This is a genomic window from Solwaraspora sp. WMMA2101, assembly GCF_049179175.1.
Classification (GTDB): domain Bacteria; phylum Actinomycetota; class Actinomycetes; order Mycobacteriales; family Micromonosporaceae; genus Micromonospora_E.
Genome location: NZ_JBMHMA010000006.1, coordinates 5,936,487 through 5,957,012 on the forward strand (window position 1 = coordinate 5,936,487; position 20,526 = coordinate 5,957,012).

At 71.1% G+C, this 20,526-nt stretch carries 21 protein-coding genes and 1 pseudogene; 13 read left to right on the forward strand and 9 right to left on the reverse strand.

Annotation, left to right across the window (positions count from 1 at the left end; genetic code table 11):
- Positions 1-15: 15 nt before the first annotated feature.
- The 3 genes and pseudogenes from ACN28F_RS28060 to ACN28F_RS28070 all read right to left on the reverse strand — a co-directional run.
- On the reverse strand, positions 16-276 hold the full coding sequence (locus ACN28F_RS28060; protein ID WP_289205451.1) for a hypothetical protein: 261 nt from the start codon (positions 274-276) through the stop codon (positions 16-18).
- Between the two features lie 128 nt (positions 277-404).
- The gene (locus tag ACN28F_RS28065; RefSeq protein ID WP_289205452.1) at positions 405-1,334 is read right to left on the reverse strand and encodes an HNH endonuclease; all 930 of its coding nucleotides are present in this window, start codon (positions 1,332-1,334) and stop codon (positions 405-407) included.
- 198 nt (positions 1,335-1,532) lie between these two features.
- Positions 1,533-2,228: pseudogene (locus tag ACN28F_RS28070) on the reverse strand (IS701 family transposase); the annotation flags it as partial.
- Between the two features lie 148 nt (positions 2,229-2,376).
- Here ACN28F_RS28070 and ACN28F_RS28075 point away from each other — a divergent pair.
- From ACN28F_RS28075 to ACN28F_RS28090, 4 genes are all read left to right on the forward strand, one after another.
- On the forward strand, positions 2,377-3,222 hold the full coding sequence (locus tag ACN28F_RS28075) for an alpha/beta fold hydrolase (protein ID WP_289205454.1): 846 nt from the start codon (positions 2,377-2,379) through the stop codon (positions 3,220-3,222).
- Between the two features lie 87 nt (positions 3,223-3,309).
- Positions 3,310-4,437, forward strand: coding sequence for a hypothetical protein (locus ACN28F_RS28080; protein ID WP_289205455.1), 1,128 nt, complete (start codon positions 3,310-3,312; stop codon positions 4,435-4,437).
- A gap of 20 nt (positions 4,438-4,457) precedes the next feature.
- On the forward strand, positions 4,458-5,318 hold the full coding sequence (locus ACN28F_RS28085; RefSeq protein ID WP_421360459.1) for a hypothetical protein: 861 nt from the start codon (positions 4,458-4,460) through the stop codon (positions 5,316-5,318).
- A 35-nt stretch (positions 5,319-5,353) separates the two neighbouring features.
- Positions 5,354-6,025 (forward strand): MOSC N-terminal beta barrel domain-containing protein, encoded by a 672-nt coding sequence (locus ACN28F_RS28090; RefSeq protein ID WP_421360461.1) that lies wholly within the window; start codon positions 5,354-5,356, stop codon positions 6,023-6,025.
- 33 nt (positions 6,026-6,058) lie between these two features.
- On the opposite strand, the gene ACN28F_RS28095 is transcribed toward ACN28F_RS28090, so the two are convergent.
- The gene (locus tag ACN28F_RS28095; RefSeq protein WP_289210926.1) at positions 6,059-6,616 is read right to left on the reverse strand and encodes a dihydrofolate reductase family protein; all 558 of its coding nucleotides are present in this window, start codon (positions 6,614-6,616) and stop codon (positions 6,059-6,061) included.
- A 49-nt stretch (positions 6,617-6,665) separates the two neighbouring features.
- Here ACN28F_RS28095 and ACN28F_RS28100 point away from each other — a divergent pair, with 49 nt between their 5' ends.
- Positions 6,666-7,610 carry an RNA polymerase sigma-70 factor gene (locus ACN28F_RS28100; RefSeq protein ID WP_421360463.1) on the forward strand — a complete coding sequence of 315 codons (945 nt, stop codon included), beginning with the start codon at positions 6,666-6,668 and terminating at the stop codon, positions 7,608-7,610.
- 100 nt (positions 7,611-7,710) lie between these two features.
- Complete coding sequence (locus ACN28F_RS28105; RefSeq protein ID WP_421360465.1) at positions 7,711-8,889, forward strand: NAD(P)/FAD-dependent oxidoreductase; 1,179 nt, start codon at positions 7,711-7,713, stop codon at positions 8,887-8,889.
- On the opposite strand, the gene ACN28F_RS28110 is transcribed toward ACN28F_RS28105, so the two are convergent.
- From ACN28F_RS28110 to ACN28F_RS28125, 4 genes are read right to left on the reverse strand one after another with little or no spacing between them, the layout of a single operon-like run.
- Complete coding sequence (locus ACN28F_RS28110) at positions 8,867-9,889, reverse strand: zinc-dependent alcohol dehydrogenase family protein (RefSeq protein WP_421360467.1); 1,023 nt, start codon at positions 9,887-9,889, stop codon at positions 8,867-8,869. The genes ACN28F_RS28105 and ACN28F_RS28110 overlap by 23 nt on opposite strands.
- A gap of 10 nt (positions 9,890-9,899) precedes the next feature.
- Positions 9,900-10,376, reverse strand: a complete 477-nt coding sequence (locus tag ACN28F_RS28115; RefSeq protein ID WP_421360469.1) for a hypothetical protein — start codon at positions 10,374-10,376, stop codon at positions 9,900-9,902.
- 34 nt (positions 10,377-10,410) lie between these two features.
- Complete coding sequence (locus ACN28F_RS28120) at positions 10,411-11,025, reverse strand: hypothetical protein (RefSeq protein WP_289205462.1); 615 nt, start codon at positions 11,023-11,025, stop codon at positions 10,411-10,413.
- A gap of 21 nt (positions 11,026-11,046) precedes the next feature.
- On the reverse strand, positions 11,047-11,868 hold the full coding sequence (locus tag ACN28F_RS28125) for a S1C family serine protease (protein ID WP_289205463.1): 822 nt from the start codon (positions 11,866-11,868) through the stop codon (positions 11,047-11,049).
- Between the two features lie 132 nt (positions 11,869-12,000).
- On the opposite strand from ACN28F_RS28125, the gene ACN28F_RS28130 reads away from it, so the two are divergent.
- From ACN28F_RS28130 to ACN28F_RS28140, 3 genes are all read left to right on the forward strand, one after another.
- On the forward strand, positions 12,001-14,241 hold the full coding sequence (locus ACN28F_RS28130) for an ATP-binding protein (RefSeq protein WP_421360471.1): 2,241 nt from the start codon (positions 12,001-12,003) through the stop codon (positions 14,239-14,241).
- Complete coding sequence (locus tag ACN28F_RS28135; protein ID WP_289205465.1) at positions 14,238-14,879, forward strand: response regulator; 642 nt, start codon at positions 14,238-14,240, stop codon at positions 14,877-14,879. Before ACN28F_RS28130 ends, ACN28F_RS28135 begins: the two co-directional genes overlap by 4 nt.
- Before the next feature lie 167 nt (positions 14,880-15,046).
- Positions 15,047-16,723, forward strand: coding sequence for a hypothetical protein (locus ACN28F_RS28140; protein WP_421360474.1), 1,677 nt, complete (start codon positions 15,047-15,049; stop codon positions 16,721-16,723).
- A gap of 94 nt (positions 16,724-16,817) precedes the next feature.
- Here ACN28F_RS28140 and ACN28F_RS28145 read toward each other — a convergent pair whose 3' ends face one another.
- Positions 16,818-17,759 (reverse strand): SDR family oxidoreductase, encoded by a 942-nt coding sequence (locus ACN28F_RS28145; RefSeq protein ID WP_289205467.1) that lies wholly within the window; start codon positions 17,757-17,759, stop codon positions 16,818-16,820.
- A 227-nt stretch (positions 17,760-17,986) separates the two neighbouring features.
- Here ACN28F_RS28145 and ACN28F_RS28150 point away from each other — a divergent pair, with 227 nt between their 5' ends.
- The 4 genes from ACN28F_RS28150 to ACN28F_RS28165 all read left to right on the forward strand — a co-directional run bounded on the left by ACN28F_RS28150 (position 17,987) and on the right by ACN28F_RS28165 (position 20,383).
- Positions 17,987-18,205, forward strand: coding sequence for a helix-turn-helix domain-containing protein (locus ACN28F_RS28150; protein ID WP_421360476.1), 219 nt, complete (start codon positions 17,987-17,989; stop codon positions 18,203-18,205).
- A gap of 147 nt (positions 18,206-18,352) precedes the next feature.
- Positions 18,353-18,832 carry a hypothetical protein gene (locus ACN28F_RS28155; RefSeq protein ID WP_421361547.1) on the forward strand — a complete coding sequence of 160 codons (480 nt, stop codon included), beginning with the start codon at positions 18,353-18,355 and terminating at the stop codon, positions 18,830-18,832.
- Between the two features lie 259 nt (positions 18,833-19,091).
- Entirely contained in the window at positions 19,092-19,772 is a 681-nt protein-coding gene (locus tag ACN28F_RS28160) for a hypothetical protein (protein ID WP_289205469.1), read from the forward strand.
- A gap of 23 nt (positions 19,773-19,795) precedes the next feature.
- Positions 19,796-20,383, forward strand: coding sequence for a hypothetical protein (locus ACN28F_RS28165; RefSeq protein WP_289205470.1), 588 nt, complete (start codon positions 19,796-19,798; stop codon positions 20,381-20,383).
- Positions 20,384-20,526 lie beyond the last annotated feature (143 nt).

Here is a 20,526-nt window from a genome sequence, read left to right on the forward strand (position 1 = left end):
GATCCTCCCAGCCGGTCAGAAGCTCGCGGTGTAGCCACGGCTGGACTCGATCGCGCTCTGTGTCAGCGCCGCCGCCTCGGCCAGCTTCTGCTTCGCCTGCTCGACCTTGGCGATCGTCTCGGACACCTGCGAGTGGCTGGACCCGCTGGTGATGCCGCGCAGCGCCGCCGTACTGCGGTCGAGGGCTTCCGCGCTGGCCCGGATCGCGCCGACTTGCTGGCCGACCTCGTCACCGAACCGGGCGACCCCCGCCTTGACCTCTTCAACCGAACTCACGCCGACATCCTCCCCATCGGACCGTCTTGGCTACCCTGACCGTACAGCGAGTGAACAACGGGAGCCATGACCTCCGGTAGGCACCCGGTGCACGGACCATGGGACAGACTGCCGGGTGGGCTGCAGTGTCAGCGCTTGAAGACTGTGTCGGTGTGCCATTCGAGCAGGCCGTGGTCGGGGCGGCGGGCCTTCTGCTCGGGTACGGCGATCTGGGTGCCGGCGCGGGCGTAGAACTGTTCGCCGTTGCCGAAGTCGTCGCGCAGGCGTCGGCTGACGAGCAGTCGGTATTTCGGGTCGACGCCCAGGTAGCCCTGGTCGAAGAGGATGTGTACGTCGGCCCGCAGCAGCATGCCGTTGTCGATGCGGTGCTCGCCGCCGGCGGCCACCGGGCGGATGTGCGCGGCCTGCAGCGCCGGCCGCAGCTTGCTGTCGGTGATCGCGCAGCGCCGGGAGTATGTGTCGAGCACGACCGCCTTGAACGACTGCTGCCCGAGGCGCTGTGGCCGGAGCCGGGGGTCGCCGAACACCGGCCCCGGCCGGTGCCAGGCACCCTCCGGGTCGACGTGGACCTCCCCGCCGAGCAGCAGTTTCGTCAGGTGCTCGAAGTACTCGAAGTGCGTGCCCGACGACAGGTCGTACGTCTTGCCCTGGGTGAGGTTCGGCGAGAACTCCGGCGGCGGCTCCGGCTGCCGGCCCTCGGGGAAGAAGACCGTGTCGCGGATGAAGATGCAGCCGATGACCGGGTCCTCGCCAGGGCCGATCGGATCCTTGCGGTACTTGCCGATGTCGCGGGCCATGTCGGCGAGGGAGCCCGCGCCGTTGGCCTCGCCGAACAGTCCCCAGGCTTCCGAGAGCCGCAGCTTCGCGAACCCGCTGAAGAAGCCGCCGCCGACGATCCGGTTGTGCGGGTAGCGGCTCTTGAAGAAGAACGGCTCGCCGGGATTGAGGACCTTGAAACTGCCGCCGCCCGGCCGCCAGAAGTTGACCTCGTTGATCTGCGGCCGGGCGGCGAGGAAGCTGCGCCACTCGCCGTCGGTGACCCCCACGAACGCCTTCACCCGGCCATCTTGCTCGGCGGGCGGCGCGGCACGATATGGGCCGACCGGCTGACAGTCGAGAGTGCACCGATCGGGGTGCGGCTGGCGCTGCTCGCCGGACGGGTCGCCTCGACGTTCACCAGGGAGCTTGTCGTCGGGTCATCGGCTGACCTGCGCGCAAGCGTTACGGAGCCGGCCTAGTACGGCAGCCGCCATTTGCTAGTTGACCAGGGCGTATTCGCGGTTGAGGCGGGTGCGTTGGTGGAACCAGCGGGCGCGGGCCTGGTGTCGTCGTCGCCAGGTCAGCCAGTTGAGGGCGTGGTCGGGTGGTTGTGGGTGGTGGAGGACGTCGGCGAGAAGCCGTCCGATCTCGGGCACGGTCAGTGGGATCAGTCCGGGCTCGGCCGGTGGCGGCTGGTCGGGTGTGGCCGGTGGGGGTGCCTGGCTGTCGGTGCGGTGGCGTAACCGCGCGGCGGTGACCGCGCAGACGGCGAGAGCGGCCATGACCAGTACGGTGTGCCGGGCGATCGCGTCGTGGAGGCGGGCCTGGCACTGGTCCAGGCCGAAGTGGTCCTTGCCGAACTCGAAGCATTCCTCGACCGGCCACCGCAGCCCGGCGGCGCGGACCAGCCGCGACACGACCACCGGTTGCCCCTCGGGCACGAAGCAGTAGTGGAACGCCAGTTCGCCGGTGGCCAGGTGACTGCGCACGAGGAGGTGGTGGCGGGGTGAGGCGGTGGCGATCCATGCCCACGCGTACCAGCGGTGTCCCTTCGACCCGGCACCGGCCGAGCGGACCTGCCAGCCACGACCGCGCCTGCCGGCGAGTTCCGTAACGGCTTGCGCGCAGGTCAGCCTGTCACCGGACGGCGTCTGGATCACGCACGTCGAGGCGACCCGCAGCACGTACGCCTGCTGCGGCGGCTGGCAGTTCGGCTGTGAGCAGGGGGCTCGGTTCGTCTGCGGAGGCGTCGTACGGAAGAGTACGCTCACGGCGGGTCGTCGACACCCCTGGCCCGGCGGTTCCACCGATCAGCTGAGCGCGTCTCACAGAGGGATTCCTATGAGTACGTCGACACCGTTGTTGTTCCTGCACGGATACTGGCACGGCTCCTGGTGCTGGAGTGAAGTCACCGCCCGCGTCGCGGCGACCGGGCGGGCCAGTGTCGCGGTGGACATGGCCGGACACGGCCTGCGGGCCCGGCGGCCCCGTTCGGTCTACGCGCGCCCGTTCGACCCGCAGGCGATCGCCACCGAGGTCTCCCCGGTGGCCGCCGTCGACCTCGACCAGGCCGGGGACCTGCTCGTCGCGCAGCTCAAGCAGGTCGGCCGGGGCGGCCCGGTGACGGTGGTGGCGCACAGCATGGGCGGCACGGTGCTGACCCGGGTGGCCGAGCAGGCACCCGAGCTGGTCGCCCACGCCGTGTACCTGACGGCGTTCATGCCGGCGTCGGGCCTACCGGCGATCGCCTACATCGACATGCCGGAGAACGCCGGCGAACTCATCGGGCCGTCGCTGTGCGCGGACCCCGTCGCGGTCGGTGCGCTCAGGCTGGACGTCGGGTCCGTCGAGCCCGGCTACCGTCAGCAGCTTCGAAGCGTGTTCTTCGGCGACATCGATCCAGACTCTGCCGACGCGGCCATCGCACTGCTGACCCCCGACGCGCCGGCCGGTATCGCGCTCGGCGCCACCGCCCTGACCCGGTCCGGCTGGGGCTCCGTCCCCCGCACCTACGTCACCTGCGCCCAGGACATGGCGATCAGGCCCGCGCTCCAGCAGAAGTTCATCGTCGACGCGGACGCCGCGTTCCCCGACAACCCGACGTCCGTCGAGGCGCTCGACGCGTCCCACACGCCCTTCCTGTCCATGCCCCAGCAGGTCGCCGACATCGTCACCGCAGTGGGCTGATCGGAATCGGTCCGTTGGGTCAGCCGGTCACCCGGGACGCGAGGTGACCGGCGCGGACGGTTGACGGCGGTGGTTAGCGTCGGGGCCATGATCAGTGGGCTTCTCCGACGAATCGCGACCGTCCTCGGTGCTGCAGCGGTCGGCGCGGTCGCCACCGTCGCGGTGGCAGCGCCGGCTTCGGCGGCCGCAACCCCGGCCGTCACCGGCTACGTGTGGGTCAGCAGCCCCACCGTCGCCAGCTACACGGTGCCGACGTGGACCTCCGGCGGCCACACCTACTACTCGTACGCCAAGAATCCCGGCGGCGGGCCGATCACCGTCACCAGGTCCGGTGCCGGCGCCTACCAGGTGCGTTTCGGTGGGCTCGGCTCGCTGGTGACCGGCGGCGGGGGAGTGGTCCACGCCCAGGCGTACGGCGCGGCGGCCCGATTCTGCACCGTGGGCTCCTGGTATCCGTCCGGCGCCGATCTGCTGGTCAACGTCTACTGCTTCGGGGCCAGCGGCACCCGGCAGGACGCGTACTTCGTGGCGAACTTCGTCGAGGCCAGCGGCTCCACGCTCGCCGTCGACGGCGTGTCGTACCTCTGGTCCAACAATCCGACCTCGCCGATGTACACCCCGAGCGGCTGGTACCGCTACGACGCCGGCGGCGGCACCCCGTGGGTGGCGCGGGACGCGCCCGGCTCGTACGCGGTGGAGCTGCCCGCCTCGGCCGCCCAGACGCAGACCACGTTCTACCAGATCACCGCCTACACGTCGGCGGCCGTGAAGTGCAAGGTGGACTCGTACCTCGCCGACGGGATCGCCCGGGTGCGGTGCCGGGACGCCTCCGGAGCCTTTGTCGACTCCCGGTTCACCATCACCTGGACCGTGCACAACCTGCTGCAGCAGATCGCCCCGACGGCGCTGGCGACGGTCGACGACACGTACCCGTCGGGTGGGCCGGCACCGGCGATCACCTGGACCAACGACAGCTCGGTGAGCGGCGACTACGCCGTCACCCGCACCGGCACCGGACGGTACGAGATGGTCTTCCCGCAGATCATCGACTACTCCGGGCACGCCGTGGCGTACGCGCTCGGCTATCAGGACGCGCACTGCCACGTGCAGTACTGGCACCCGGTCGGCACCACCGACATGAACGTCGGCGTGACCTGCCTGAACAGCGCTGGCAGCCCGGTCAACACCCCGTTCACGGTCGGCTTCACCTGGTAGTGCGGACCTGGCAGGAGAGTTTGCCGTTCCGGTGGGATCTGGTCACACCGGACCAACTCGGAACGTTGCTCGACGGTGCCGCGCCGCCGGACCTGTGGTTCCTCGATGAGCTCGTCACCTGCACCGGGAAGGTGCTGGCCCGCAGCGGAAACGGTGACCTGTACTTCGTCGGCAGATCGTTGGACTCGATGTTCGACCTGCTCGGCGGAGTCCTCGCCGGACTCGTCGGCGTCCAGCGACTGCATCGGCTGCCGCTGTCGTTCCAGCGCCCGGCAGTGAGGTCCGGGAGCCGGTGGCGGCGGCGTCCGTTGACCCGCGCCGAGGTGGCCCAGGGGCGACGGTTCCTCGCCGCGGTCGGGCTGACGCCACACACGCTGGCCCGACGGGACCGGCCGGCGGTCCTGGTAGACGTCGTGCATCGGGGTGCGACGTTCACCGAACTGTTCACCCTGCTGCGCGACTGGATCGACGCCGAACGCGAGCCATGGCCGGTCATCCGCCGCAAGCTGCGCTTCGTCGGCGTCACCCGCCGGACCAGGACCAGCCCGAAGACGTACCGCTGGCAGCAGCACGCCGACTGGACCCGGACGCTGCCCGCCGCAGCCGTGACCAACGTGTCGCTGGATCCGTGGGTGTGGTCGTACTTCGGTGACCATCAGGTGAAGCTGACCCGCTCGCTGTACCCCGACCGGTGGCTGGCCGAAGACACCGGACCCGGCCGTGACGAGCGTACCCGGCAGGCCCTTGCCGAGGCCGCCGCGCTGGTGGCGTACGGCCGTAGTCGGGCGGGCCGCCACGCCGTCGCCCGCGCCGTGGGACGCGACCACGCACTCGCGCAGCCCTGGCTGCGCACCCTCGTCACGAACCTCACCAGGAGCTGACCGACTGCTACAGATCCTCGGCTAGGTTCCTGGGCATGGGTCACGATCGTCGGGTGGGCACGGTGCGGCAGCTGTCGCGCTATCCGGTCAAGTCGATGCTGGGAGAGAACCTGGACCGGGCGTACGTCAACGAGGCCGGCATCGCCGGTGACCGCGCGTTCGCCGTGCTCGACTGTGTCACCGGCAAGGTGGCCAGCGCCAAGAACCCGCGGCTGTGGCGGGACATGCTGACCGTACGGTCCACGCTGCTGCCTCCCGACGCCGCCGGCACCCCGGCGGTCCGGCTGATCATGGCGGACGGTACGACCGGGACCGTGACGGTGACCGGCCGCCCCGATCCGGCGCTGTCCACGCTGCTGGGCCGGGACGTGCGGCTGCTCGACCGGGCCGCGCCGGGCACGACCATCGAACGGATGGACCCGGACCAGGTACGCACCGACGACGACCTGTCGCACGCGCAGACCGCCAGCTCCGTGCTGGCCGCCGGCTCCCCACCCGGCACGTTCTTCGACTTCGCGCCTCTGCATCTGATTACGACCGCGACGCTGGCCGGCCTCGCGGCCCACTCGGGTCGGCCGGTCGACAGCCGGCGTTTCCGGCCCAACATCGTCGTCGAGGTGCCGGCTGCGCCTGGCGGGCGTCGGCGTTCTGCCGTGCGCCGGGGTGTACGCCCGCCCACTGGAGGCCGGCGTCATCCACTCCGGTGACCCGGTCGAGTTCTGCTGACCGTACCCGGTGATTCAGCGGGCGCGGCGATAGTGCAGGGCCACCGCGCCGTTGCGCAGCGGCTGCGCCGAGAGCAGTTCGAGCTGGCGGGTGCCGGGCAGCCCACCCTGGTACAGCGTCGGGCTGTGGCCGGCGATCCTGGGATGGACCAGCAGCTGGTACTCGTCGATCAGGTCCAGCCGGTCCAGTTCGGTCGCGAGCGTGCCGCTGCCGACGAGGACCCCGGCCGGAGTCGCGTCCTTGAGCTTCTGCACGCCCGCACGCAGATCGCCGGCGATGTGGTGGCTGTTGGTCCACGGGAAGTCGGTACGGGTGGACGACACCACGTACTTGGGTTTGGTCTCCAGCTTGACCGCCCACTCGCGCATGGCCGGCGGCGCGGCCTGGTCGCCGCGGGCGACGGCCGGCCAGTAGCCCTCCATCATCTCGTAGGTGACGCGACCCCACAGCATGGCTCCGCACTCGTCCATGAGACGGGTGAAGAGGGTGCGCGTCTCGTCGTCAGCGATCCCTTCCTGGTGGTCGACGCAACCGTCCAGGGTGACGTTGAAGCTGAAGGTGAGCAGGCCCATGGCCGGCGAGTCTAACGACCGGTCGACGGCCGGGCCTACGATCGGGGCCATGGCCCTGACGGGGGACGACGTCGACCGGTTCGAGGCGGCCCGGCCGCGCCTGGGGGCGATCGCCTACCGCCTGCTCGGCTCCGCCAGCGAGGCCGAGGACGCCGTACAGGAGACGTTCCTGCGCTGGCAGGCCGCCGACGTCGACCGGATCGACGTCCCCGAGGCCTGGCTGACGAAGGTCCTCACCAACCTGTGCCTCAACCAGTTGACCTCCGCGCGGGCCCGCCGCGAAACGTACGTCGGTCAGTGGCTGCCGGAGCCGCTGCTCGCCGGCGACCCGATGCTCGGCCCGGCCGACACCGTCGAACAGCGCGAATCCGTGTCGTACGCCGTCCTGGCCCTGATGGAGCGGTTGTCGCCGCACGAGCGGGCCGTGTACGTCCTGCGGGAGGCGTTCGACTACCCGCACCGCGACATCGCCGGCATCCTCGGCGTCTCCGAAGCCGCCAGCCAGCAGATCCTGCACCGGGCCCGGCGGCACCTCGCCGACGGCCGGGCCCGCACCGAGGTCGACCGGGCCGCGGCCCGGCGGGTCGTCGAAGAGTTCCTGGCCGCCGCCACCAGCGGCCGGGTCGAGCCGTTGGTTCAGTTGCTCACCGGCGACGCCGTCTCGATCGGTGACGGCGGCGGGCACGTCCCGGCCCGGGTCGCCCCGGTGGTCGGTGCCGTCGCGGTCGCGAAGTTCCTGCGTGGCCTGTTCACCCCGGGCCCGGCCAAACGCGCCCTGCTCGGCGGCACGCCCGAGCTGTACGCGTGGATCGCCAACGGTGACCCGGCTGTCGTGGTCGTCGTCGACGGCCGGGTCATCGGCGTCATCTGTCTGCAGGTCACCGCCGACGGTGTGGCCGCGATCCACAGCCAGGTCAACCCGGACAAGCTGCACCGGGCCAGCGCGTCCTGGGCGGCCGTCGACCACGGGGAACCGCTGTTCACCGCCTTCTGACACAGCGTGTGAGGTGCTTCACGCCGCTGCCGCGTCAGCAAACGCGGGGCTGCCCGGTTCAGGTGCTGTCACACCCCGTGCAGACAGACAGGAGCAGGACATGCGACACCGCATCATCGTCCTCGGCGCCGGCTACTCCGGAGCCGTTGCCGCCGGCCGCCTCGCCCGGCGGCTGCACCGCGACGACGTCGCCGTCACCGTCGTCAACGCCGAGCCCGACTTCGTCGAGCGGGTACGGATGCACCAGCTGGCGACCGGCCAGGACCTCAAGCTTCGGCCGTTGCGCGAGATGTTCGCCGGCACCGGCGTCGAGCTGCGCCTCGCCACGGTCACCGGCGTCGACGTCGACGCCAGAACCGTCACGGTCACCGACCACACCGGCACCGACGCGCTCGGCTACGACACGCTCGTCTACGCCCTCGGCAGCGGCTGGAACCCGGGAGCCGTCCCCGGCGTCGCCGAACACGCCGCCGAGATCGCCAGCCGGCCCGGCGCGCTGCGGCTGCGGCAGCGCTTGGCCGGCCTCGCCGCCGGGCAACCCGTCATCGTGGTCGGCGGCGGCCTGACCGGCCTGGAAGCCGCGACCGAGATCGCCGAGGCCCGCCCCGACCTCGACGTCGCCCTCGCCGTGCGCGACGGCCTCGGCGGCACCCTCTCGCCGAAGGGCCGCGCGCATCTGCGCAAGGTCCTCGCCGGGCTCGACATCACCGTGCACGAGCACACCGCCGTCGTCAGCGTCGAGGCCGACCGGGTCACCACCGCCGACGGCGGTGCCGTCCCGGCTGCGGTCACCGTCTGGACCGCCGGGTTCGCCGTCCACCCGATCGCCCGTACCACCGGACTGACGCTCGCCGACAGCGGCCAGATCGTCGTCGACGACATGATGCGGTCGGTGTCGCACCCGGACGTCTCCGCCGTCGGCGACGCCGCCTTCGTGATCGGCCCGGGTGGTAAGCCGCTGCGGATGTCGTGCGCCTCCGGCGTGCCGACCGCGTGGCAGGCCGCCGACGCCATCGCCGCCCGACTGACCGGCGGGAAGCTGCCGACCGTCCCGATCCGCTACTACAACCAGTGCGTCTCGCTGGGCCGCCGCGACGGCCTGATCCAGTACGTCACCGCCGACGACCGGGCCAGGCCGGCGGTGCTGACCGGCCGGCCCGCCGCAGCCTACAAGGAACTGGTCTGCCGGGGCGCCGCCTGGGGCGTGGCCAACCCGCTGCTCGGGCTGCCGACCCGCCACCGTCATGTCGACCCGGTCAGGGCTGGAGCAGGACTTTGATGGCGCGGCGTTCGTCCATCGCCCGGTAGCCGTCGGCGGCCCGCCGCAGCGGCAGCGTCAGGTCGAAGACCCTGCCCGGGTCGATCTCCCGGCGCAGGATCCGGTCGATCAGATCGGGCAGGAAGCGGCGCACCGGGGCGAGGCCGCCGTGCAGGTGTACGCCGGACTGGAACAGCTCCATCCCGGTCAGCCGCACGTCGTGGGCGACGCCGACGTAGCCGACGTGCCCACCGGCCCGGGCGGCGCGGATCGCCTGGATCAGCGACTCCCGGGTGCCGACGGCTTCGACGACCGAGTGCGCGCCGAGGCCGTCGGTCAGATCCTTGATCCGGGCGACACCGTCGTCGCCGCGTTCGGCGACGATGTCGGTCGCGCCGTACTCCAGGGCGAGTTTCTGCCGGTCCGGGTGCCGGCTCATCGCGATGATCCGGTCCGCGCCGAGCTGCCGGGCGGCCAGGACGCCGAGCAGGCCGACGGCGCCGTCACCGACGACGGCGACCGTCCGGCCCGGCCCGGCCTGGGCGGCTACCGCGCCGAACCAGCCGGTGCCCAGCACGTCGGAGGCGGCGAGCAGGCTCGGGAGCAGGTCGGGGTCCGGGGCGTCGGCGGTGGCGACGAGGGTGCCGTCGGCCAGCGGGATCCGCACGTACTGGGCCTGCGCGCCGGTCGGGGTGGCGAACTCCGACCGTACGCAGTGCGTCTGGTAGCCGGACCGGCAGATCTCGCAGGTGTTGTCGCTGGCGATGAACGAGCCGACGACGAACTGCCCCGGCGCGACGCCGCGCACCTCGGCGCCGACCTCCTCGACGACGCCGACGTACTCGTGGCCCATCGGCCGTGGCCTGGTGATCTTCTCGATTCCCCGGTACGGCCACAGGTCGGATCCGCAGACACAGGTGGCCGTCAGCCGCAGGATCGCGTCGGTGGGTGCGACGATCTGCGGATCCCTGCGCTGCTCCACCCGCACGTCACCGGGGGCATGGAGAACCGTTCCGAGCATGCCGCGTACGCTACCCGCCGCCGAGCGCCTGACGTAGCGCCTCCTCGCGGTCGGCGATCGTCGCCTCGGTCTGCGGTTGCAGCTCGTCGAGGATCGACTCCATCGGACCCTTGTCGAAGAACCCGGCGGCGTTGACCCACAGGATCTTGCCGGCCTCGACGGCGTTCGTCAGCTGGGTCGCGGCCTGTTCGGCGTCGGCGGGGAACTCGATGGCGGCCAGCGCCGTGCCGTACTCGTCGAACAGGTCGGCCAGGGCCCGGGCGTCCTGCTGCGCGGTCGCCAGTCCGGGGTCGAACATTCCGGCACCGGCCCGGTCCAGGTTGGTCTCGAGCTGGCGCGCCAACGGTTCGTAGCGGCTGTGGAACCGCTCGGCGGCCTGCTCGAACTCGTCGGCGGGTCCGCCGCCCCTGGTCACCGCCACCACCAGCACGACCGTGACCACGGCGAGTATCACGACCACTGCGCCGGCCACGAGGAGTGCCGTCACCGGCGAGCGGCGTTGTTCATTCGTGATCGTCAACTCAGGAGTCCACTCCGGCCTGGGCCCTGCTGCAGGCGGTGTCGGCCTGGCGCAGGGCGGTTTCGATCTTGCTCTCGTTGCCGGCCCGTGCGGCGTCGAACATCTCCTGCGCCCGTCGCATGCACGGCAGCAGCACGTCGCGTTCCTCGGTGACCCCGGCCAGGTTCTCCTTGGTGGTGTCGAGCTCGGTGGTCAGCTCGCCCACCCGCGCCTCGGTCTCAGCGATCTTCTCCTCCTGCTCGGTGACGATGTCGCGTTGTTCCTGCAGTTGGCTGGTCAGGTCGGACCGGGTGTCGCGCAGCTCACCGCGCTCGTCGACGTACAGGCCGAAGCCGACCGCGCCGAGGACGAGCAGCAGCACCGACACGACGGCCAGCGCGATGGTGGCGCGCCCCTTCGGGGCGGCCGGCGGTGGTGCCGGCGCGTACGACTGGGCCGGCGCGGCTGCCGGCGCGGCTGCCGGCGTGTACGGCGGCACCGGCGGCGAGACCGGCGCGTACGACGGCTGCACCGGGAAGGGCTGGGTTGGCGGGGCGGAGATCGGTGGGGCCGGGGCAGGGGCGGGGGCCGTCGGGGGACGGTACGGCGTGTCGTCCGGCCCGTACGGGTACGACATTGGTTCCTCCGATGAGATCGATCAGCAGACGTGGAAGGTCTCGCAGGCGGTCCGGATCGGTACGGCGAGCCCGATGCCCTCCGCGTCCCGCGCCTTCGCGTTGGCGATCCCCACGACCTCCTTGCGGGTGTTGATGACCGGACCGCCGGAGTTGCCGGGGTTGACCGGCGCGTCGAACTGGATCACCGACCCGGGGCCGTCGGTGCGGTCCCGGACGGCGCTGACCACGCCGGTCGTGATGGTCTGGGTGAGTCCGAGCGGTGCGCCGACGACCAGGACGCTCTCGCCGGGGCCGGGCGGACCGACGGCGGCGGGCAGACCGGCGTAGACGGCGTCGACCCTCAGCAGGGCGATGTCCTGTGACGGGTCCACGTCGGCGATCACCGCCGTGTACCGCTTGCCGTCCTGTTCCAGCTGTACCGACCTGTCGTCGGCCGTCCACACCGACTCGATCACGTGGAAGGCGGTCAGGACGTTGGTCCGGCCGGTGCCTCCGGACGCGCTCTCACCGGACGCTGCCTCCCCAGGTCGGGCGACGGCGAACGCGCTGCCGGAGAAGTCGTCGGCGATCACCTGGAAGACGCTGGGCAGCACGGCGGCCGCGACCGCCGGCGGGTCGAAGGCCTGCTGGTTGTCGTCCTCGACCGCGGCGAGCCGGCCGTCCAGGCTGTCCAGCCGCTCGTCGGTGCCGTCGGCGGACTCCTGTGCGGTCCGCTGCGCCCCGACAAGATCGTCCCGTAGCTGATCGATCTGCCCCGCCTGGACGGCGACGGTCACCGTGAGCGCGATCAGTACGACCGTGACTCCTGTCGCGGCCGCCCAGCGCAGCATCCCCGTTGCCATGACACCCCCATGAGACTACTCACCGTCCCGCCCGTGTCATTGAGAGTAGTTGTGCTGGTGGTGGGTCGGTGATGGTCGTTCGACCCCCGTCGGCGCTGCGGAGCGTGGCGCGGCGTCGATACGATCAGGGCCGTGCCGGGCGCGGTGGAACAGCGGCTTCTCCGTCACGGGCTGCGGTACGCGCTCGGTCTGCGTACCGTCGTGATCGGACTGTCCAGCGCGGTCTACCTGGCCCTCGGCACCGCGCCCGACCCGGCGGTGGCCGTGGCCGTGGTGCTGACGCTCAACGCCTGGAGCCTGGGCTACGCCGTCGCCCTGGCCCGCGGCTCCCGGCGGGCCCGTCGCTGGCTGCCGCTGGTCGACGTCGCGGTGGTCTGCGGCGCCTGCCTCACCCAGAGCTGGACCGTCGTGTCCGATCCGCGCGGCGGATCCACCTGGGTCCTCGTCGTCGTGAACCTGGTCGTCGTCACCTACCCGTGGCAGGTCGACTGGCCGCTGCTCGCCAGCGGCACCGCCGCGATCGTGGCCGCGTACTTCGTCGGCGCGACCCTGGCCGACCCCGGTGGCTGGCTCGCCGACCCGGCGATCGGGCCGTGGACGGCGGCGCAGGCGGCCCTGTCCTGGGGGCTGTACCGGTTCGTCCGGCGCGGTGCCCGCGCCGCCGACCGGGCCGTCGACCGCGCCGCGCAGCTGCGCCGGGCGGCGGCGATCGCGGCGGCCCGCCGCCGCGACGAACGGGAGTACCTCGCGGCGCTGCACGACACCGCCGCCGCGACCCTGCTGATGGTCGGCAACGGCGTACTGACCGGCAACTCGCCGTGGCTCGCCGCACAGGCCCACCGCGACCTGCGGGAACTGCGACGCTCGGCGGACGCCGCCCAGGGCGAGACCGAGCTGGTCCCGCTGCTGCACGACGCCGCCGCCACCGCCGCGGTGCAGGTCACCTGGCACACCCCCGACCGACTGTCGCTGCCGGCCGCCGACGCGGTGGCGCTCAGCCGCAGCGTCCGTGAGGCGCTGACCAACGTGGCCCGGCACGCCGGCACCGACCGGGCCGAGATCCGGATCGACCGCGACCCCGACCAGGTCACCGTGTCGATCGTCGACCGGGGCGTCGGCTTCGACCCGGCCCAGGTCCGCCCCGACCGGTACGGGGTGACCCGGTCCCTGGTCGAGCGGATGACCCGCGTCGGTGGTCAGGCCCGGATCGACGCCCGCCCCGGCCACGGCACCACCGTCACCCTGATCTGCCCCCGGGCCGTTCCCGACGTCACCGGCAGCGACCAGGGCGTCATCGCCGCCTCGTTCCAACGGGGGCTGCGCTGGGCCGTCGTCGTGCTGAGCCTGGCGATCCTGCTGCTGCTCGACCTGCCCCGGCTGCTGACCGGCCGGGAGGCGTACGTCTCGCTCTGGCCACAGCTGCTCACCTGGGCCGGCCTGACGGCGGTGACCCTGGTCGTGGGCGTCGCAACCTGGCGCGACCGCCCGCTCGGCCGGTGGCGGCTGCCGCTGCTCGCGCTGGTCTTCGGGCTGTCCGCGCTGGCGACCTCGTCGGTACACCCGGAGTACCTGCTCGGCCCGGCGCACTGGTCGGAGGGCGACGCCGGCTGGCAGGTCGTGCTGCTGATGATGGACACCCGGGTCGCCGCCTTCGCCGCCGTCCTCGCCGCCCAGTATCTGATGACGTTCGGGCAGGCCGTCGGAGCCGGCGAGGCTGCGCTGAGCGTCGCCGGCGCGGTCAGCGCCACCTGGGCGGTGCTCGCCTTCCAACTCGCGATCGCGATGATCGCCGCCGTGCTGCGCTCCATGGCGGGCTCGTCGGCGAAGGCGCTGGCCGCCGCCGAACGGGTACGCACCGCCGAGGCGGTCGCCCGGCACCTGCACGCCGACCGGGCCGACCGGATGGCGGCGCTGGCGACCACCGCCGTACCGCTGCTCGACGGCCTGGCCCGCGACGAGCTTGACCCCGGCGACGAGGCGGTCCGCCGGTCCTGCGCCGCCGAAGCCGCCCGGATGCGCCGGCTCATCGCCGAGGACATCGGCACGGCCGACTCCCTCGCCCACGAGCTGCGGGCCTGCATCGAACTGGCCGAACGCAACGGTGTCACGGTCACCTTCGCCGACCGGGGCACCCGGCCCGAGCTGCCGCCGCCGGTGCGCCGCCGACTCGTCGAACCGGCGATCGCCGCCCTCGCCACCGCCCGCAGCGGCACGGCGGCCCGGCTCACCGTGGCCAGCACCGGCCGGTCGGTGACCGTCAGCGTCGTCGCCGTTTGCCCGCCGCCGCCGCCCGCCGCCGACGGGCTGCAGCTGTCCACCATGGTCACCGGCGGTCGGTGCTGGATCCAGGCCACCTGGCAAGGAGAACAATGATCACAGCGGTAGTCGTGGACGACCACCCCGTCGTCGTCGCCGGGGTGCGTGCCTGGTGCGCACTGGCCGATCCGCCGATCGAGGTCGTCGACGCCGGCCCCACCGTCGCCGTCGCCTGGCTCGACCCCGGCGCGAGCGCCGACGTCGTCGTCCTCGACCTGCAGCTCGACGTCACTGGACCGGCGTACGGCGATCTGAAACGGCTCGTCGACGCCGGCCGTCAGGTCGTCGTCTACAGCATGCGCGACGACCGGGACAGCGCCCTGACCGCCCTCGACATCGGTGCGTTCACCTACCTCACCAAGGCCGAGGGCGCCGATCACCTGGTCGCCGCGATCACCGCCGCCGCGGCCGGTACGCCGTACACCCCACCGGCGCTGGCCGGCGCGTTCGGCACCGACGAACGCCCGCAACGTCCCCGGTTGTCGCCACGTGAACATCAGGTGCTGATCGAATGGTTCCACTCCGAGTCGAAGGAGATGGTCGCCCATCGGCTGCGTCTGACCGTGCACCGGGTCAACTCCTGCCTGGAACGGGTCCGCGTCAAGTACGCCAACGTCGGCCGCGAGGCACCGACCAAGGCCGCGCTGGTGGCCCGGGCCCTGCAGGACGGGCTGATCACCACCGACGAACTCTGACCGGAATCGATCGCCGCCGGCCGGTGTGACGTGACCGGCAGGTGCGCGCTGAACTGGATGACCCGACCGGGCGTTACTCGCAGGTAGGTAACTCCTATGTGTGAAGGAGCGTCGTGCGACTTTCCTCTGTAGTACCCCGGTCGACGGCCGCGAGAAGCATCGCCTCCGTGGCGGCGGTGTCCCTGGTCGCCGGGGTCGCGCTGATCGCCGCCGGGATCGGTGTTGGTGGCCCGACCGGTCCGGCGGTGCCCGACGCGGCACCGGCCCCCGTGACGGTGGCCCGGACCACCCCCGACAGCGGCGACGGCACGCCCGAGCAGACCAGCTACGCCAGCGCCGTGCAATTGACCGGCTACGACCCGGCAGCCGGCACCGCCGTACTCACCCCGGACGACCGGATCGAAGCGGCTCCGGTGGACATCCGACCCGGCGATGTGATCGCCAGCCCGCCGACGGCGGCGGCCCCGTACGGGGCGCTGTTCACAGTCGACGAGGTCGAGGAGGTCGACGAGCGGATCGAGGTGTCGTTCGGCGAGGCGACCCTCTCCGACGCGCTCGGCGTCGCCGAGGTCCGCGAGACCGTCGAGGCCGACGACATCGACATCACCGTCACACCCTTGGTCGCCGGGGTCGAATCGGCCACGGTCGTCGACGATCCGACCACCGGCGACAGCGGCGACCAGCCGTCGACGGACCCACCGGCGACGTCACCCGCGACGTCACAGGCACCGACCGACTCGGCACCGACCGGGCCGGCACCGACCGACGGGGCGCCCATCGGACCGGACCAGACACCCGGCGGCGACCCGGCCCCAGCCGACCCACCGGAGCCCAGCACACCCACACCCACACCCACATCCGGCCCGGTTGGCCCGGACCCCGCGACAGCCACCCCCGGGTCGGGGGAGGCGTCGCAACCGGACCCACCCGCCGGGCAGACCCCGCCGGCCCCACCCGTACCAGCGACCGATCAGAGCACGGACATCGTCGTCGACGTCCCGACCCTGCCACCCGGCCAGGTGTTCAGCCCGGTCCGCACCGAGGACGGCGGGCTGATGCTGGTGATGGACATCCCACTGCCCGGGGTGCCGGGCATCACCGGCGTCGACTCGGCGACTCCCGTACTCAAGGGCTGGGTCGGCTTCACCCCCGAGCTGATCTTCTCGTACGGCCGGAAGAACGTCGACGGACAGCGGCCCTACCAGGCCGAGGTCGGCGTCGGCGGCACCTACCGGTACGGCTGGCAGGTCCAGGCGAAGCTCGACGGGCTGACCGACACCGGCAAGCAGGCCCTGCGGCTGCCCTTCGCCGAGGTGCGGCTCAACCACACCCTGTGGATCGGGCCGGTGCCGGTCGTGCTGACGGTCGAGTTGACCTACTTCTACCGGCTGACCGCCGCCGGCGACCTGAGCATCGACGCCGTCCAGTCGACCGTGGGCGAGGTCGCGCTCGGCGCGGCCTACGACTCGCGGACCGGCTGGAAGACGTTGAACCGCCACGAATCCACGACCCAGGGCAACCTCGTGCCGGCCATCGCCGGCCGGGGCGACTTCCGGGCCACCATCGGCGCCGACCTCACCGTGCTGCTGTACGACGCCGCCGGCGTCACCGGACAGTTCGCCCCGTACCTGCGGGCGGCCGTCGACGCCACCGTGGCGCCACCACAGTGGGGCCTCTACGCCGGATTCGACCTGACCGGGGCGCTGTCGCTGCGCCTGAAGATCTTCGGCATCACGATCCTCAAGGCAGACCTGGCTCTGCCGCCGATCAACGGCGACTGGCGCATCGTCGGCAGTGACCCGCCGCCGACCGGGCCGGGCGACGCCGCGCAGCTCACCGGGTAGCCGTGCATCAGCCGTCGGGTCCGTGTCACCGTACGCCGGACTTGTCCGGCGGACCTGGTCCGCCGGACCCGGCGGCTGAGTCACCTCGGTGACGTCAGGCAGCCGGGATCCTGGTCCGGGTGAGCTGCTCCGAGACCTGCCACACCCGGGTGGCGTCCTCGGTGAGCAGCGGGGAGTAGGTCCGGTGCTCCACGGGCGGGCCGCCCAGGTTGCCCAGGCCGCTCGGCCCGTACAGCACACCGCCTTTCGCGGTGGGCGACGTCGCGGCGAGCAGCGCGGGCAGGGCCGCGGTCTCGACGGTGCCGAGCAGGATGCCCCGGGCCGACAGGGCACGGATCAGCCGTACCTGCGGGGTGTCCTTGGCGCGACCGACCTCCGGGCGGGCGGCGAGCAGGCTGGTCGGAGCCACCCCGGGGTGGGACAGGTTGCTGGTGATGCCCCAGCCCTCGGCCTGGCTGCGGCGGTCCAGCTCCAGCCCGAACAACCCGAACGCGATCTTGGATTGGCTGTAGGCGCGCTGCCCGTGGTAGGTGCGCTCCCAGTCCAGATCGTCCCAGTTGATCGTGCCGCTGCGGGCCGCGATGCTGACCTGCGAGGTCACCCGGGCCCGCCCCGCCCGCAGCAGCGGCAGCAGGTTGCCGACCAGCGCGAAGTGGCCGAGGTGGTTGCTGCCGAACTGCAGCTCGAACCCGTCCGCCGTCGTCTGCCGGTGCGGCGGGGTCATCACCCCGGCGTTGTTGATCATGATGTGGATCGGTCGGTCCTCCGCGAGCAGGGTCTCGCTGAGGGCGGTGACCGACGCCAGCGACGACAGGTCGAGGTCGCGCAGCGAGACGTCGGCGCGCGGGGCCGTCAACCGGATCACCGACATCGCCGCCTCACCCTTGCGGCGATTCCGCACCGGCATGATCACCTCTGCGCCGGCGGCGGCCAGCCGGGTGGCGATCACCAGACCCATCCCGTCACTCGCGCCGGTGACCAGCGCCCGCTTCCCGGACAGGTCGGGAATCGTGATGTCGATCGTTCGCCGTGCCATGGTGCGTCTCCTTCGTCGGGTACCCACCGATCCTCAGGCGTCGCCGGCACCGCAACCACGGCCTGCCGATCCCCGGCTCCGGCCGCCCCCCACCGGCCGGCGGCCCCCTGCCGCCGCTGTGTCGGCCGGCGGCCCGTCGGTCCCGCCGCAGGGGCGGATCGGCGATCCGTGGTTCCCGCCGGCCACGGACGGTAGAAACGAGGCAGAACAGCGAAGGAGGCACTCTGATGATCGACCGCGCCGGGCTGGCCGAGTTTCTCCGCAGTCGCCGCGAGGCGCTGCAACCGGAGGACGTCGGCCTGCCGCGCGGCCCCCGCCGACGCACCAGCGGGCTGCGGCGGGAGGAGGTCGCGGCCCTGTGTCACATGTCGACCGACTACTACTCCCGGCTGGAGCGCGAACGCGGGCCGCAGCCGTCGGGCCAGATGCTCGCCTCGATCGCCTAGGGTCTGCACCTGTCACTCGACGAACGGGACCACCTGTTCCGCCTCGCCGGACACCAACCACCGGCCCGTGGCGGCGGCGGGATCAACGAACACATCAGCCCCGGCCTGCTGCGGGTCCTCGACCGGCTGGCCGACACCCCGGCGGAGATCGTCACCGAGCTCGGCGAGACGCTGCGGCAGACCCCGCTGGGGGTCGCCCTCACCGGCGACACCACCCGGTTCACCGGTCCGGCCCGCAGCTCGGGCTACCGGTGGTTCACCGACCCGACCGCCCGGGACCGCTACGCGCCGGAGGAACACCCGTTCCTGACCCGGATGTACGCCTCGGGCCTGCGGCAGATCGTCACGCTGCGCGGCCCCGACTCCCAGGCCGCGCACCTGGCCGGGCTGCTCCTGGACAGCAACGAGGAGTTCCGCCAGGCATGGGACGCCTACGAGATCGGCGTCCGCCCGCACGACGTCAAACACTTCGTCCACCCGCAGGTCGGCGCACTGGAGTTGACCTGCCAGCGGCTGGTCGACCCCGGTCAGGCCCACTCGCTGATGGTCTACACCGCCATCCCCGGCAGCGAAAGCCACGACAAGCTGCACCTGCTGTCCGTCATCGGCGCCCAGTCGCTCAGCTGAGCGACCTGGCCGGCTGCGCCAGGCGGGTGCCGGCCGGGTCGTGGGCGGGTCGTGGGCGTCCGGCAGGATCGGGCCCTGGTGCGGGTCGGCAATCGGATTGCAGCGTCCGGGCTGTCGGATCGACGCAAGTGTCCCCAAGTTTCCGCTCGTCAATGAACGAGCTTTGTTGACTCATATAGTGTTAATTGTCGGCCGGAATAGAACTCCTGGGGGCGTCGCGTTGGCCGGTCACGCGAGTCCGTGACGGAAGGTGGGCGTGGTGGGTGCAATTCGTGCTGCCGCCAACAGGATTGTCGGAAACGATGACGAGGTCGCCAAAGAACGGGCGCTACTGGATGCGCTCGCATCGCTGGCTGAGGAGAAAGGGCGGGCCATGACCCAGCAGATCCTGGCGGATCTGCGTACGGCTGGCACCGCCGAGAATCGGACCGTGCCGATCGAATCGATCCTCGCCATCGCGGAGCAACATCATGCGTACGCCAAGGAGGGATTGGATGCCAACATCTCGGAAAATGTGTCGAGCGCGCTGCGCGGCTTCTGCTCCGGCAGTGCCGACAGCATCATCAACGGCGTGACATCCCTGATCTCCACTGCGCTCAGTGCTTTCCTGGGTGCGGGCGAGGCATCGGAGGACTCGCTGCACCAGTACTATCTGCTCACCGAGGGAATGTCGATCATCCGCATCGACCTGCGGTCGTGGCGCCGCAAAATCGCCGTTGCAGGATTGAAGAGCAACGTTGAGTCGGTGAGTGCGTTCTCTGCCGTCAAGTCGACAGTCGACCTCAGCAAGGTGCACCTGAACACCTTCCTGTACATGTACGAGCGACAGCTCGCCGCCGTGTTCGACACCAATAGCATGCCGTTCATTCAGCAGATCGAGACCACCAAGCAAATCTACATGAAGTTCGCGGAGACGCTCGGATCGCCGGCCTCGGCCTGAGCGAAAGAAAGGACGGAGAGGGCATGCAGGTGTATGTGCTAATAAACGCGCTTGCGGAAGATCGGAAAAGTATCTATCTGCTGGTGGTCAAGAAGAGGGACAAAGGATACTTTTTTGAAGGAAAACTGATTCCTGACGGTGCCAAGCTCAATGGGGCTGGACTGTATGCGCTGCCAGGTGGGTTGCGTGATGCCAGCGATAGCGGACAGGGTCTCGTGGCGGCGGGGATACGGGAATTCCGTGAGGAAACCGGTGTTGACTTGGAAAAGAGCGCTGATCAGTTTTTCGCGGAGAAGTACGGGAAGGTTCGAGCGTTTCTGACGTTGGAGGTGTCAGATCATGCGGAGCTGGAGCGGATGAGGGCAGAGATCGCCGAAAACCTGGGGCAGGCCGCCTCTGCTGTCGAAAAGGTCAAAAATCGTACCATCACCAGCTGGTCGGCGCTGGTCGCGACATACCCGAAGTGTCCATCGACCAACGAGCTGGCCTCGGTCGAGATCTGGAACAGCTCTGACCAGGCCGAGCTGATCAAATCGTGGAAGCAGGATAAGCAGACCGACTGGTTCTACGGTTTCTTCTGTCAACAGTACAAGCAGTTCGCGCCGGAGTAGTGGGCGGGTGGCCCGGAGATCGACCCTCCGAGCCGTACGCGCGTGGTGACTGGCTGAGCTTGCCATCCGCGCACCGCGACCGATGGGAATTCGGCGGCGTCTAAAGTCAATGCTGACCCGACGATCGCCTCGACTGGCAGTTC

What these genes read in the sequence shown, in the direction of transcription:
- ACN28F_RS28165 (WP_289205470.1), top strand. Translation starts at nt 19,796, where the DNA reads ATGCAGGTGTATGTGCTAATAAACGCGCTTGCGGAAGATCGGAAAAGT.
- ACN28F_RS28110 (WP_421360467.1), bottom strand. Translation starts at nt 9,889, where the DNA reads ATGCTCGGAACGGTTCTCCATGCCCCCGGTGACGTGCGGGTGGAGCAG.
- ACN28F_RS28135 (WP_289205465.1), top strand. Translation starts at nt 14,238, where the DNA reads ATGATCACAGCGGTAGTCGTGGACGACCACCCCGTCGTCGTCGCCGGG.
- ACN28F_RS28080 (WP_289205455.1), top strand. Translation starts at nt 3,310, where the DNA reads ATGATCAGTGGGCTTCTCCGACGAATCGCGACCGTCCTCGGTGCTGCA.
- ACN28F_RS28075 (WP_289205454.1), top strand. Translation starts at nt 2,377, where the DNA reads ATGAGTACGTCGACACCGTTGTTGTTCCTGCACGGATACTGGCACGGC.
- ACN28F_RS28100 (WP_421360463.1), top strand. Translation starts at nt 6,666, where the DNA reads ATGGCCCTGACGGGGGACGACGTCGACCGGTTCGAGGCGGCCCGGCCG.
- ACN28F_RS28145 (WP_289205467.1), bottom strand. Translation starts at nt 17,759, where the DNA reads ATGGCACGGCGAACGATCGACATCACGATTCCCGACCTGTCCGGGAAG.
- ACN28F_RS28120 (WP_289205462.1), bottom strand. Translation starts at nt 11,025, where the DNA reads ATGTCGTACCCGTACGGGCCGGACGACACGCCGTACCGTCCCCCGACG.
- ACN28F_RS28125 (WP_289205463.1), bottom strand. Translation starts at nt 11,868, where the DNA reads ATGGCAACGGGGATGCTGCGCTGGGCGGCCGCGACAGGAGTCACGGTC.
- ACN28F_RS28095 (WP_289210926.1), bottom strand. Translation starts at nt 6,616, where the DNA reads ATGGGCCTGCTCACCTTCAGCTTCAACGTCACCCTGGACGGTTGCGTC.
- ACN28F_RS28150 (WP_421360476.1), top strand. Translation starts at nt 17,987, where the DNA reads ATGATCGACCGCGCCGGGCTGGCCGAGTTTCTCCGCAGTCGCCGCGAG.
- ACN28F_RS28090 (WP_421360461.1), top strand. Translation starts at nt 5,354, where the DNA reads ATGGGTCACGATCGTCGGGTGGGCACGGTGCGGCAGCTGTCGCGCTAT.
- ACN28F_RS28105 (WP_421360465.1), top strand. Translation starts at nt 7,711, where the DNA reads ATGCGACACCGCATCATCGTCCTCGGCGCCGGCTACTCCGGAGCCGTT.